The sequence below is a fragment of the Massilia genomosp. 1 genome (genome assembly GCF_011682185.1).
GTDB classification, from domain to species: Bacteria; Pseudomonadota; Gammaproteobacteria; order Burkholderiales; family Burkholderiaceae_D; genus Telluria_A; species Telluria_A rubra.
Window position 1 is genome coordinate 19,548 of the sequence record NZ_WHJF01000085.1, and the last position, 11,464, is coordinate 31,011.

Annotated in this window: 13 protein-coding genes; 6 read left to right on the forward strand and 7 right to left on the reverse strand. The window is 61.9% G+C overall.

The features are described 5' to 3' along the window. Window positions 1-46: 46 nt before the first annotated feature. The 3 genes from F1735_RS24910 to F1735_RS24920 form a co-directional block, all read right to left on the reverse strand. Entirely contained in the window at window positions 47-1,252 is a 1,206-nt protein-coding gene (locus F1735_RS24910; protein WP_167239433.1) for a phosphoglycerate kinase, read from the reverse strand. A gap of 62 nt (window positions 1,253-1,314) precedes the next feature. After that, window positions 1,315-1,644, reverse strand: coding sequence for an AzlD domain-containing protein (locus tag F1735_RS24915; protein ID WP_167239434.1), 330 nt, complete (start codon window positions 1,642-1,644; stop codon window positions 1,315-1,317). Continuing rightward, window positions 1,637-2,413: an AzlC family ABC transporter permease gene (locus tag F1735_RS24920; RefSeq protein WP_167239435.1), complete on the reverse strand. Its 777-nt coding sequence runs from the start codon at window positions 2,411-2,413 to the stop codon at window positions 1,637-1,639. Before F1735_RS24920 ends, F1735_RS24915 begins: the two co-directional genes overlap by 8 nt. Window positions 2,414-2,624: 211 nt before the next feature. Between F1735_RS24920 and F1735_RS24925 the strand changes: the two genes are divergently transcribed. The 5 genes from F1735_RS24925 to F1735_RS24945 all read left to right on the forward strand — a co-directional run bounded on the left by F1735_RS24925 (window position 2,625) and on the right by F1735_RS24945 (window position 6,018). After that, the gene (locus F1735_RS24925) at window positions 2,625-2,819 is read left to right on the forward strand and encodes a zinc-finger domain-containing protein (protein WP_099874977.1); all 195 of its coding nucleotides are present in this window, start codon (window positions 2,625-2,627) and stop codon (window positions 2,817-2,819) included. 32 nt (window positions 2,820-2,851) lie between these two features. Then, window positions 2,852-3,277 (forward strand): YybH family protein, encoded by a 426-nt coding sequence (locus F1735_RS24930; RefSeq protein ID WP_167239436.1) that lies wholly within the window; start codon window positions 2,852-2,854, stop codon window positions 3,275-3,277. 61 nt (window positions 3,278-3,338) lie between these two features. After that, window positions 3,339-4,295 carry a YheT family hydrolase gene (locus F1735_RS24935; protein WP_229505943.1) on the forward strand — a complete coding sequence of 319 codons (957 nt, stop codon included), beginning with the start codon at window positions 3,339-3,341 and terminating at the stop codon, window positions 4,293-4,295. After that, window positions 4,288-4,884 (forward strand): DUF2946 family protein, encoded by a 597-nt coding sequence (locus F1735_RS24940; RefSeq protein ID WP_167239438.1) that lies wholly within the window; start codon window positions 4,288-4,290, stop codon window positions 4,882-4,884. Before F1735_RS24935 ends, F1735_RS24940 begins: the two co-directional genes overlap by 8 nt. A 96-nt stretch (window positions 4,885-4,980) precedes the next feature. Further along, window positions 4,981-6,018: an Rpn family recombination-promoting nuclease/putative transposase gene (locus tag F1735_RS24945; protein WP_167239439.1), complete on the forward strand. Its 1,038-nt coding sequence runs from the start codon at window positions 4,981-4,983 to the stop codon at window positions 6,016-6,018. Between the two features lie 105 nt (window positions 6,019-6,123). Here F1735_RS24945 and F1735_RS24950 read toward each other — a convergent pair whose 3' ends face one another. Next, window positions 6,124-7,716, reverse strand: coding sequence for a beta-barrel assembly-enhancing protease (locus F1735_RS24950; protein WP_167239440.1), 1,593 nt, complete (start codon window positions 7,714-7,716; stop codon window positions 6,124-6,126). 85 nt (window positions 7,717-7,801) lie between these two features. Between F1735_RS24950 and moaC the strand changes: the two genes are divergently transcribed. Then, window positions 7,802-8,302, forward strand: coding sequence for a cyclic pyranopterin monophosphate synthase MoaC (gene moaC / locus F1735_RS24955; protein WP_167239441.1), 501 nt, complete (start codon window positions 7,802-7,804; stop codon window positions 8,300-8,302). Window positions 8,303-8,363: 61 nt separating this feature from the next. On the opposite strand, the gene F1735_RS36760 is transcribed toward moaC, so the two are convergent. From F1735_RS36760 to F1735_RS24970, 3 genes are all read right to left on the reverse strand, one after another. Continuing rightward, window positions 8,364-8,816 (reverse strand): pilin, encoded by a 453-nt coding sequence (locus F1735_RS36760; protein ID WP_222853067.1) that lies wholly within the window; start codon window positions 8,814-8,816, stop codon window positions 8,364-8,366. A 308-nt stretch (window positions 8,817-9,124) separates the two neighbouring features. After that, window positions 9,125-9,571, reverse strand: a complete 447-nt coding sequence (locus tag F1735_RS36770) for a pilin (RefSeq protein ID WP_167239445.1) — start codon at window positions 9,569-9,571, stop codon at window positions 9,125-9,127. 387 nt (window positions 9,572-9,958) lie between these two features. Then, complete coding sequence (locus F1735_RS24970; protein WP_308627999.1) at window positions 9,959-10,399, reverse strand: pilin; 441 nt, start codon at window positions 10,397-10,399, stop codon at window positions 9,959-9,961. Window positions 10,400-11,464: the final 1,065 nt, after the last annotated feature.

Below are 11,464 nucleotides of genomic sequence, written 5' to 3' on the forward strand. Positions count from 1 at the left end.
AGAGTCCTTGAAGTGAAAGCGCAGCCGGGAAGGCTGCGCTGTGGGCTTACTGGGAACTGCGTTGTAACAGGATTTCGACTGCCGGCAGGGTTTTCCCTTCGAGAAATTCGAGGAAGGCGCCACCGCCCGTGGAGATATAGCCAATTTTATCGCTGATCGCGTATTTTGCAATCGCGGCCAGGGTGTCGCCGCCGCCGGCGATGGAAAACGCGTTGGAGTCGGCAATGGCCAGCGCCAGCGTTTTGGTGCCTTCGCCGAACTGGTCGAATTCGAACACGCCGACCGGGCCGTTCCAAACGATGGTGCCGGCCTTGGCGATCTGCGCGGCCAGGGTGGCCGCCGTTCTCGGGCCGATGTCGAGGATCATGTCGTCGTCCTGCACGTCGGCCACGTCCTTGACGGTGGCCGCCGCCGTTGGCGAGAATTCCTTGGCGCACACGACGTCCACGGGAATCGGCACCTGGGCGCCGCGCGCGGCCATCATGTCGATGATGGCTTTCGCTTCGGTGACCAGGTCGGCTTCGACCAGCGACTTGCCGATGTTCAGGCCGACGGCTTTCATGAAAGTGTTGGCGATGCCGCCGCCGACGATCAGCTTATCGACCTTGTCGGCCAGGGCCTTCAAGATCGACAGCTTGGACGAGACCTTGGAACCGGCCACGATGGCCAGCAGCGGACGGTTCGGGGCGCCCAGCGCCTTGCCCAGCGCATCGAGTTCGGCGGCCAGCAGCGGACCGGCGCACACCACCGGCGCGAATTTCGCGATGCCGTGGGTGGTCGCTTCGGCGCGGTGGGCGGTGCCGAAGGCGTCGTTGACGTAGATATCGCACAGCTTGGCCATCTTTTGGGCCAGCTCATCGGCATTCTTCTTTTCACCCTTGTTGACGCGGCAGTTTTCCAGCAGCACGACCTGGCCCGGCGCAAGCTCGACCCCATCGACCCAGTTTTGCTTGAGTTCAACCGGCTGGCCGAGCAGTTCGGACAGGCGCGCGGCGACCGGCGCCAGGCTGTCTTCGGGCTTGAATTCGCCTTCGGTCGGACGGCCCAGGTGCGAGGTGACCATGACGGCGGCGCCAGCCTTGATGGCGGCGGCGATGGCCGGCACCGAGGCGCGGATGCGGGTGTCTTCGGTGATCTTGCCGGCGTCATCCTGCGGCACGTTGAGGTCGGCGCGGATGAAGACGCGCTTGCCTTGCAGGGCGTGTTGGTCGATCAGGTCTTGCAAACGGGTGAAGTTCAGAACAGCGTGCATGGGCGATCCACGAGTCAAATGATGAAAGAACGCTATTTTACCGCAAGCCCAGCCCGAAAACCCTACTGTAAACAGATCCGCAGAAGCGTAAAGAACAGCATGCCGAAAATGATGGTTTCAAGCATATTTCTTCTCAGCAGGTAATAGCCCGTGGCGGCAATCCCGGCGATCAGCTTGAAGTTATCCAGGCCCAGTTGCAACTGGCCGGTGTTGCCCAGCACCAAGTCGGGCGCGATGATGGCGGCCAGCGCGCAGGCCGGGGCGAAGCGCAGCATTTCCTGGACTTTTTTGGGGATGGTGATGTGATGGCCGATCAGCCAGAACGAGCTGCGCGTGGCGGCGGTGGCAAAGGCCAGCGCGATGATGGTGATCCAGATCTCGACGTCAGACACGCGGCTCTCCCCGGGCGGCGAGGCGTTTTTCGCGTTTTTCGCGCTGTTCATTCAAGGCCTGGACCGTCATGGCCGCCAGCATGCCGAGCAGCACGGCCGCGAGTAAACCCAGCTTGTACGGCAATTCGTAGGCCAGCACGGCGGTGGCGCCGGCCACCAGCACGCCGCACAGGGCGGCCCGGTTGACTGTCAGGGGAATCATGATGCACAGGATCGCCAGGGTGCCGGCAAAGCCCAGGCCCCACTCGGTCGGCACGGCGCTGCCGAGAAACACGCCGGCGATCGAGCCGACTTGCCAGGAAACCCAGTTCGGATACAGCAAGCCTTTCAGGTAAGACACCTTGCCCAGGGCCGGTTCTTCGCTCGGAAAGCGCTGCAGGAACAGGGCCACGGTCAGGTCGCCCGCCGTGTAGCCGAGCAAAAAGCGCTTTTGCCACGGCAAATGGGCAAAGTGCGGTGCCAGCAAGGCGGAAAAGATGACAAAACGTAAATTGACCACCAGCGCGGTGGCGAACACCACCCAGATCGGCGCGTCGGCCACGATCAGCGGCAGTGAGGCGAGCTGGGCCGATCCGCCGAAGACGATCAGGGTCATGCCCAGCGCTTGCGGCACCGTCAGGCCGCTCTTGACCATCGCAATGCCCACCACCAGGCCCCAGGCGCCGATGCCGAACAGGGTCGGCAGGCCGGTCTTGAACGCTTCGCGCCAGATGGCCTGATCTTCATCGGGAGGACGCAGCGCGGCCGGGGGCGGAGTCACGTCATTCATGTGGTTTTCTTGCCACACATGGATGCGGCGGTGGTACAAATGAAACAGTGCGGTCTGGCATGAAGCGCAATCAGTGTGGGCGCCGGAATGCCTGTTTTCATAGGGAAAGAAGCGAACGCGGCCGTAATGTCGTGAGACTATTTTACCGATCATTTCGGCTAATTGCCCGAATCCGCTAAAATCGAGGTTTTGCATGCCTGACGGAGAATCCATGAACGCCACGAAAACGCCAGCGGTAGAACTCGGCGACAAAGACTTGCCGGCCCATTGCCCGAATCCGGCGATGACCTTGTGGTCGTCCCATCCGCGCGTCTTCCTCGACTTCGGCCATGACGGCCTGGCCAAGTGTCCGTACTGTGGCACCGAGTACCGCCTCAAGCCGGGTACCGTGATGGCGCATCACTAGAAAGTCCCCTTCCCCCACATCGCCGAGGCCGCATGAAACGAGGAAAACAACTCAACGGTAGCGCGGCCGAGGTCGAAGCCGCCTTCTACGAAGCGCTCAACCGCGCCGACATCGACGCGCTGATGCAGCTGTGGGCCGACGACGAGGAAATCGTCTGCATCCACCCGGGCGGGCCGCGCCTGCACGGGCATGCGGCGATCCAGGCGTCGTGGGAAGCGATCCTCGAACGCGGCGGCTTGCAGATCCGGCCGTCGCAGCTGCACGAGACGCATAATTTGATGAGTTCGGTGCATACCGTGATCGAAGGCGTGACCTCAAGCGGCGGCGAGCCGGCGCACCTGATCGCCACCAATGTCTACATCAAGACGCCGCAGGGCTGGCGCATCGTGCTGCACCATGTGTCGGTCGCGCCCGGCGCGGTGCCGGCGCACGAGCATCCGGCTTCCAGCCTGCACTGATTTGACCTTGCCCACCCTCTATACAGCGCCGCTGTGGCTGCCCGGCGGGCACCTGCAAACCATGCTTCCCGCCGTGGCCATGACCAAACCGGCGGTGGCGTTCCGGCGCGAGCGCTGGGACACGCCGGACGGCGACTTCATCGATGTCGATGTCGTCGATGGGGAGCCGGGCCAACCGCTGGTGGTGCTGTTTCACGGGCTCGAAGGCTCGTCCGCCAGCCACTATGCGCGCGCCCTGATGGCGGCCGTCTCCGCGCGCGGCTGGTCGGGCGCGGTGCCGCATTTCCGGGGCTGCTCGGGCGAGCCGAACCGGGCGCCGCGTTTTTATCATTCGGGCGACGCGAACGAGGTCGACTGGATCGTGCGGCGTTTGCGTACACGCACGCAAGGCAAGCTGTACGCGGCCGGCGTCTCGCTCGGCGGCAACGCGCTGCTGCGCTGGCTGGGCGAGTCGCAGCATCAGGCCGAAATCGTCGACGCGGCGGTGGCGGTGTCGGCCCCGCTCGACCTGGCGCGCGGCGGCGAGGCGCTCTCGTCGGGCATCAACATGATCTATACCCGCATGTTTCTCAAGACCCTCAAGCCCAAGTGCCTGGCCAAGCTGGACCAGTTTCCGGGCTTGTTCGAGCGCGACGCGCTGCTGGGCGCGCGCGACCTGTACGCATTTGATAACGTGGTGACCGCGCCGCTGCATGGCTACCGCGATACCGACGACTATTGGAACCGGGCCAGCGCCAAACATGTGCTGGGCGATATCACCGTGCCGACCTTGGTGCTCAATGCGCGCAACGATCCCTTCTTGCCGGGGAAGTATCTGCCGGCCAGCGCCGCGCACGCGGTGACCCTGGAGTACCCGGCGCAGGGCGGGCATGTCGGCTTTGCGGTGGGCAATCCACCGGGACGGCTGGACTGGCTGCCGCGCCGCATCCTGGGTTTTTTCGATGCTGCCGCAGGGACATCTACTGCCACGCGCGTGCCAGGTGCCGGCGAACTATGCGAAGCTGCCGCCCATGGATGATATTGTAAAAAAGGCGATGGCCAAATGGCCGGACGTGCCGCATTGCTACGGCTGGCTGGCGCTCGACGCGCGCGGCAACTGGCGCATGCGCGACGAGCGCGCGCAGCACTTGAACCTGCCGGGCGACAAGGTGGTGCAGGTGGCGCTGCTGGGTTTTATCAACCGCAATTACCTGCCTGATGAGCGCGGCTGCTGGTTTTTCCAGAACGGGCCGCAGCGCGTGTTCGTCAACCTGGAAGCGACGCCGTTCATTGCGCGCACCGATCCGTCCCAGGGGCTGGTGCTGCACACGGGCGAACCGGTGGCGTCGATCGCGCGCGCGTGGATGACCGACAACGGCGAGCTGATCGTCGAGAGCGCGGGCAAGATCGCCCAGGTCGACGACCGCGACGTGGCGCAGTTGATGGCGGCGCTCGAGATCGACGGCAAGACCGCGTCCGACGACGCGCTGATGGACTGGCTCGATGGCGGCGCCGGCCGGCTGACCTTGCGGTACAAGGACCAGGCCGCGCCGGTCGAGCGCATCGGGCGCGACGAGGTGGCGACGCGCTTGCAGTTTGTCCGGATGCCGGCGCCGCCAGGCGTTTAGCGCTGGCACAGATCGCGCAGCGGCGGCTTGACGGCACGCCCTGCGCACGACTGATGCAGCGCAAAGCTTGGGCAGGCTCGCTCGCTACAATGCCCCATGCCTACCCAACAACACGACCTTGGATACCGCGCGCTGTTCGCTCACCCGGAAATGGTGCGCGAACTGATCACCGGCTTTACTCCCTTCAAGCTGCTTGACGGGGTCGCCCTGTCGGCCTTCGAAAGGATCAATGCGGACTATGTCAGCGAACGGCCGTCGGCACGCCAGGGCGACGTGGTCTGGCGCGTTCAGGTCGGCGATCAATTGATGGACGTAGTCATCCTGCTCGAATTCCAGTCGGGCGTGGACCGCTGCATGGCGCTGCGCATGCAGACTTACGTGGGCTTGCTGTGCCAGGACCTGGTCAAGCGCCATGCATTGTCACCGGAATTGCTGTTGCCACCTGTGCTGCCGCTGGTGTTCTACAACGGCGCGCCGCGCTGGAGCGCGCCCATGGATCTGGCCGACTTGCTGACGGCGCCGCCCGCCGAGCTGGCGGCCTTGCAGCCATCGCAACGCTACGCGTTGATCGACCAGCGGCGCCTGGACCGGGCGGCGCTCGACGCCAATGCTGATTTGCTGGCGCTGCTGTTCCGGATTGAACTTTCGTTGTTCCCCGATGTCTTAATGACGCATGTGCCGGCGTTGAAGTCCTGGTTCAGGACAACGCCCCTGACCAGCCTGCGGACCTCGGTCTGGGCATGGTGGAAAGCGCTACTGGCGCGCAAAGCGGACGATACGCAATTGTTTAACCTGGATAGTGCAGAGGAGGGCGACATGGATCTGGACCTGGACTTGTCAACGTTAACCTGGGCCGAGCAGATGCAGCACCTCGGCTTTCAAAAGGGTAGCGCCGAAGGAAAGGCCGAAGGAAAGGCCGAAGGCATCGAGGAGGGTCAAGCAATCGCGCTACGCAGAGTACTGGGCAGCCTGTTGCGCGGGCGCTTCGGCAACCTGCCGGAGCCGGTGGCGGAGCATATCGGTCAGGCCTCGCAAGCGCAGCTTGAACAGTGGTGCGAGCGGAGCCTCGCTGCGCCGAGCCTGGCCGCGGTATTTGACGAGGATGCGGGGACCGTCGACGGCACGTCCGGCTGACACCGTCGCTGCGCAAAGGCAACGATGACGGCTGCGCAGGGTGCCGCGTGGGGCTGCGGCGGCTCGTAGCGCCGGACCGCAACCCGGTACGGCCGCGTCGTCCTGCTACTTCTTCGCTTCTTTCATCTCTTCGCGCCGGCGTGCCTGCAATTCGCGTTCGCGGGCGTCGATCACGGCCATGTCGTAGAACGAAGCATCGCTGGCCTTGCGCGCAATGGTCAACTGGTCGAGCGCGGCCAGCATGCCGCCGCTGAGCGCGTACGATTCGGCCAGCGCCAGGTGCTGCAAGGCGATCTTGCCCTGCGCGGCGTAGGTCTTGGCCAGCAATTCATGCAGTTTCGGCTCTTCGCGGTACAGCTGGGCCTGGTCGCGCAGGAAGCGCGCGGCATCGTCGAGCTTGCCGTTGACAATCATGGCGTCGGCGTATTGGCGCGCAATTCCACGCGAGAGCGGATAGCGCAGATGCGCCTGCTCGGCGTCCTTGAGCGCCTGCTGCTTGAGCGACGCCGGCTGGCCGGCCGCCAACTTGATTTCCAATCCCATGCTGGCAAACATGGCGGCGCCGTCGGAACTGGCTTGCCCGGTCGAAAACACCGCGCCCTCGGTCGGACGCATGGTGCCGCGTGCCTTCTCAAACCAGGTCTGGGCCTTGGCCAGTTCGCCTTTTTTGAGTGCCAGGAAGGCCAGCCCGTACTGGGCGCCGGCCTGCTGCTGGCGGCTTTGCTGGGTCAGTTGCGCATCGAAAAACGCGGCAGCATCCGCCCGTCCCTGCGTGCTTTCGTCCTGCAACACGCGGGCACGCGCGCGCACCAGGTGGAATTCCAGGCTGTCGACGCGCTGGCGGTAGGGTGTCTCGCGAATGCGCGCCTGGATGTCGGAAATGCGCTCCGAGGTCAGCGGGTGGCTGCGCAGGTAGGCCGGCATCAGGTCGCTGTAGACACGGCTGGCCGCCTGCATGCGCCCGAAAAACGCCACCATGCCGGAGGTATCGTAGCCGCCGGCGCCCATGATCTGGAATCCGATGCGGTCGGCCTCGCGCTCGGCATCGCGGCTGAAATTGAGCTGGCGCTGGATCTGCAAGCCCTGCCCGCCCATAAAGACGCCGATGGCCGCGTCCGAGCCGCCCTTTGACGCGAGCGCGGCCAAAATCATGGCCGCCAGGGGAATCAAGGCATCCTGCTTTTGCTGGCCCAGCATGCGCGCGATGTGGCGCTGCGCCACGTGGCCAATTTCGTGCGACATGACCGACGCCAGTTCGGATTCGCTCTGGGCGGCCAGCAGCAGCGCCGAGTGTACGGCGATGAAGCCGCCGGGCAGCGCGAAGGCGTTGAGCATCGGGTCGCGCACGGCGAAGAAGTAATAATCGGCGTTGGTCTCGCCGCGCGCGCCGGGATACGACGCCACCAGGCCGCTGCCGAATTCGTTGAGGTATTCCAGGATCGGATCGTCGTCGAGGAAATCGTGGTCGCGCTTAATGTCGCGCATGATTTCCTCGCCGAGCCGGCGTTCGAGCACCGGCGAGAGGTCTTCGCGCGCGGTGTCGCCCAGGGTCGGCAGACTGGTGGCGCTGAGATTGTTCTGGGCCGGGGCTGACGGCGCCAAAGCGCCCAGCGCTGTTGCCAGGGCGATGGACAGCAGCGCGCGCGCCGACGGGCGGCGCGGCGGGCGCGGGTGGGCTGGGGCGGTTTTCGATTTCACGGTGCTATGATAACCGCAAGTGCGCCGCAAAGCAGCGGCCTCGCATTACCGATAACCTGAACCGCCCTACTTCCCCCCTGAACCGATGACGACCTCACAGAACGACCAGCTTACCCACTTCGACGCCACCGGCCAGGCCCATATGGTCGACGTTGCCGGCAAGAGCGACACGCACCGCATCGCGCTGGCCGCCGGCACCATCCGCATGCAGCCGGCCACCATGGCGCTGGTGCTGTCGGGCAGCGCCAAAAAGGGCGATGTGCTCGGCATTGCGCGCATCGCCGCCATCATGGGCGCCAAGAAAACCAGTGAACTGGTGCCGCTGTGCCATCCGCTGGCGATCACCCGCGTCGCCGTCGATTTCGAGGTCGACCAGGCGGCCAACAGCGTACATTGCCGCGCCCAGGTCGAGACGGTCGGCAAGACCGGGGGCGAAATGGAAGCGCTCACTGCGGTCCAGGTCGGCCTTCTGACCATTTACGACATGTGCAAGGCGGTCGACCGCGGCATGGTCATGACCAATGTGCGGGTGCTGGAAAAACAGGGCGGCAAGTCAGGCAACTGGCACGCCGCGATTGACGATTAATGGCAGGAACCTCGCGCGGCCGCCCCAAACAAGCTGCGCCGGCTAGGCACCGCACAAGGCCTCAGGTTTTGACCGGACAGGCGGCGGTCGTGTAGTCGGCCTTGATGCCGTCCACCTTGCAGGTCCAGCGGCCGACGTCGCTGCGCGACCAGATGACTTTTTTGCCCGTCACCGGAGCCGGACCGCCCTTGATGGTGCAGATGATGTCGGCTTTGCCATTGTCGGCGGCGGTCACGCTGAGCGTACAGTTGGGTGTTTCAGGGTCACCAAAGCGGGTGGCGATCATGGTTGTTTTGAGGTCCATGGTGGGCGTCATGATGATGTCGGTATCGATGCCGACCTTGCCGCCGGCCGCCTCGGCTACCGCCGCGCCAACCTTGGCCTTGGCAACATAGTCCTGATACATGGGCAGGGCAATGGCCGCCAAAATGGCGAGAATGGCGACGACAATCATCAGTTCGATCAGGGTAAAGCCGCGCAGCACGGGACCGTGGATCATTTTCATTGATTTCATGTTGCTACTCCAATGAGGTTGACAAACATCGGGAGACGGCGCAGCCGTTGCGTTGGGCGAACGGAAGCACCAGCAGTGAAACAAAGGATTGCGTTTGAGCGAGAAAGGCTCAGCGAAAGCTGCCAGCGACGCGAACATCGACTGACACGCTGGTTGGACCTGCGCAGTGCACAGGTAGTTCAGCCATATGCGGAAGGGGAGTTTGATGCAGGCGAAAGAAGTGCGGGATCAGGCCTTGCCCGAGGCACTCGCCAGCACCGTCCAGTGAATGCGGGACGCGCAGCACTGGTGTCATTGCGTACCGGCGTTTATTGAGGCGGGCACACCGAGCTTGTATGTGCGGCGGCAATACCGACGGCTTTGCAGGTCCAGTTGCCGGTCGATGCACGCGACCACGTCACGGTTTTCGATGCGACCGACGAGGGGCCGTTCTTGATCGTACAACTCAGATCGACGGCGCCGGCAGTTGCTGCCGTGGTGGCGATTGTGCAATGGACCGATTCCGCTGCCATTTTCGTCGCGGCCATGGTAGCGCTGGCATCCATGTTCGGCACGAGGACGATCTCGCTATCGATCCCGGTCCGGCCACCGGCAGCCTCGTCTATTGCTGCGCCGACCTTGGCCTTCGCCACATAGTCCTGGTAGGCAGGAAGGGCGACCGCCGCCAACACGCCAACGATAGCGACAACAATCATCAGTTCAATCAATGTGAAGCCGCCGTGAGCGGGACGAGCATTGTCTTTTGTTGATTTCATCATGATGAGCGAGAAAGAATTTTTGTGCTGGCGTGCGCCGGCAAGGATGCTAAGTAAGTGCGCATAAATTCTTGCTATTTCCAGCTTCCAGAAGCGGCGCCTTGATGCGTTGCCCACCGCTAGCAGTACACGCACTGCGTCGCGGCGTGCGCCTTGCCAGGCATCCGCTTCTGTTCGCGATAAATCACAATAATTTCTGCACACTTACTTAGCCATGTGTACTGACCGGAGGTCAATGCGGTGGCGAATTTTATGTCCGCATTAACGACAAGGCCTCTGCCGGGAAACCCGGAAGAGGCCTGGGGAACGTCATCTCATGCGAATCGTACAAGAGCATTCATTTGTATGTTTCCAGGGCAGCGCCCTGGAAACATATTATTTTTTCTCTTATTTGCACTCTTTAGGAACCAATTTTGGATCGGCATCGCTCGAGCAAGTCCATGCGCCTGGGCCCGCAGCACTGTCAACAGCACGTTTCCACTCGACTTTTTTCTTCAACAGAACAGCGTTACCAATCAGTTCACAGGTCAGGGTCGATGCGCCAGTAACAGCAACGTCAACCTTGATGGTGCAACGCTTGGTTGGGAGCTTCGACAGACCCAGATCCTCATTGGCGGTGGCAGCAGTGCCTTCTGCAATTTTCGTTTCTGCGTTGACTTTACCTGGTGTGATTTCGGCCAGGCCAGCAGTAACTTGCGATTTAGCAACATAATCCTGATATGCTGGCAGCGCAACAGCAGCCAAGATACCGATAATTGCAACAACAATCATCAGTTCGATCAGGGTAAAACCGGCTTGCGCTTTTTTCATCATTTTCATCGATTTCATTTTTACTACTCCTAGTTGTGATTAATTCGGAACTTGTGAACCGCACTTGAGTATATGCAAGCGCCGTGCCAGCTCCGAATTCAGGCCAGTGGACAAAAAAACCATCGCCGAGATGCAAATTTGACAATTTGTGGCTCGAAACTGACGATTATTGCTTGGGTTTGCTACCAAATTTTGTCACCTTCCAGGTTTTGGCATGCCCATCGCATGCCTCATCGACGAAAATTGTCTAGTCGGGACGGCACCAGGCAGTGATGGCTGGCAGGCGGCTCGACTGCATCCCTCTTCCTAATCGAAAACTCATCGCTTCGTAGTAGCTAGCTGTACCGCTGCATCATTTCTCGTCAGCGGAGCATGCTGTGCATGTCCAGCTCCCATAACAACGTGTTGACCGAAAACCCGGGGCAATGACGGTCCGTGCGTGCCAGGTTTCTGCAACAGGTGCTCCCAAGTCCGGCCGAGCAGCCAGATATGCTTTTGGTGGAGCGCTGTCAGACAAGCAAACAGTCGGTCAAGGTGGTGCTGGGGAGCGACAATTATCTTGGCCGGTAGACGACAACTATCTTGCAAATTTCCGTTTGTCACCTGAAACCGGCCCGGTGCGGAAGCGAGGTTTACAGTTGTTTCATTCAGCATGTGGCTGAGGGAGATGACGAGTGGCCGGCAAACGCATTGGAGATCACCAAGTGGGAATTTACAAGAAACATGGGGCCAAATTCGGCTAGGGGACTGCTCGACGAGGTTAATTCCATCATCGCAAATTATGGGACGGAATTTACAATAAATTTCCGGTGACTACTTAGACTCTCACAAATTCAATAAGGTGTCTCAAAATCATTGACAGGCTCCGCTCGCGCATTGGCATCGACAGAAGGCAGATGTTCAAGAGATGCTGCCACTGCTGGCGACCTACATGGGCCATGCCCGATACAGCGATACGTAAGCGGTAGCTGAGCGGCGTTGTAGATCAGCCGTTAAATCTGTGCAGGTCCGAGCGTAGCGGATTGTCGGCGCAATGCTGTTTCCACAGTCGCGGTGTCAGCTGCTCGACCTTCGAGGCGGGAT

Excerpts from the sequence above, each read along its gene's own strand:
- F1735_RS24910 (WP_167239433.1), bottom strand. The coding sequence starts at position 1,252 with ATGCACGCTGTTCTGAACTTCACCCGTTTGCAAGACCTGATCGACCAA.
- F1735_RS24920 (WP_167239435.1), bottom strand. The coding sequence starts at position 2,413 with ATGAATGACGTGACTCCGCCCCCGGCCGCGCTGCGTCCTCCCGATGAA.
- F1735_RS24925 (WP_099874977.1), top strand. The coding sequence starts at position 2,625 with ATGAACGCCACGAAAACGCCAGCGGTAGAACTCGGCGACAAAGACTTG.
- F1735_RS24930 (WP_167239436.1), top strand. The coding sequence starts at position 2,852 with ATGAAACGAGGAAAACAACTCAACGGTAGCGCGGCCGAGGTCGAAGCC.
- F1735_RS24935 (WP_229505943.1), top strand. The coding sequence starts at position 3,339 with ATGCTTCCCGCCGTGGCCATGACCAAACCGGCGGTGGCGTTCCGGCGC.
- F1735_RS24940 (WP_167239438.1), top strand. The coding sequence starts at position 4,288 with ATGGATGATATTGTAAAAAAGGCGATGGCCAAATGGCCGGACGTGCCG.
- F1735_RS24945 (WP_167239439.1), top strand. The coding sequence starts at position 4,981 with ATGCCTACCCAACAACACGACCTTGGATACCGCGCGCTGTTCGCTCAC.
- moaC (WP_167239441.1), top strand. The coding sequence starts at position 7,802 with ATGACGACCTCACAGAACGACCAGCTTACCCACTTCGACGCCACCGGC.
- F1735_RS36760 (WP_222853067.1), bottom strand. The coding sequence starts at position 8,816 with ATGAAATCAATGAAAATGATCCACGGTCCCGTGCTGCGCGGCTTTACC.
- F1735_RS36770 (WP_167239445.1), bottom strand. The coding sequence starts at position 9,571 with ATGAAATCAACAAAAGACAATGCTCGTCCCGCTCACGGCGGCTTCACA.
- F1735_RS24970 (WP_308627999.1), bottom strand. The coding sequence starts at position 10,399 with ATGAAATCGATGAAAATGATGAAAAAAGCGCAAGCCGGTTTTACCCTG.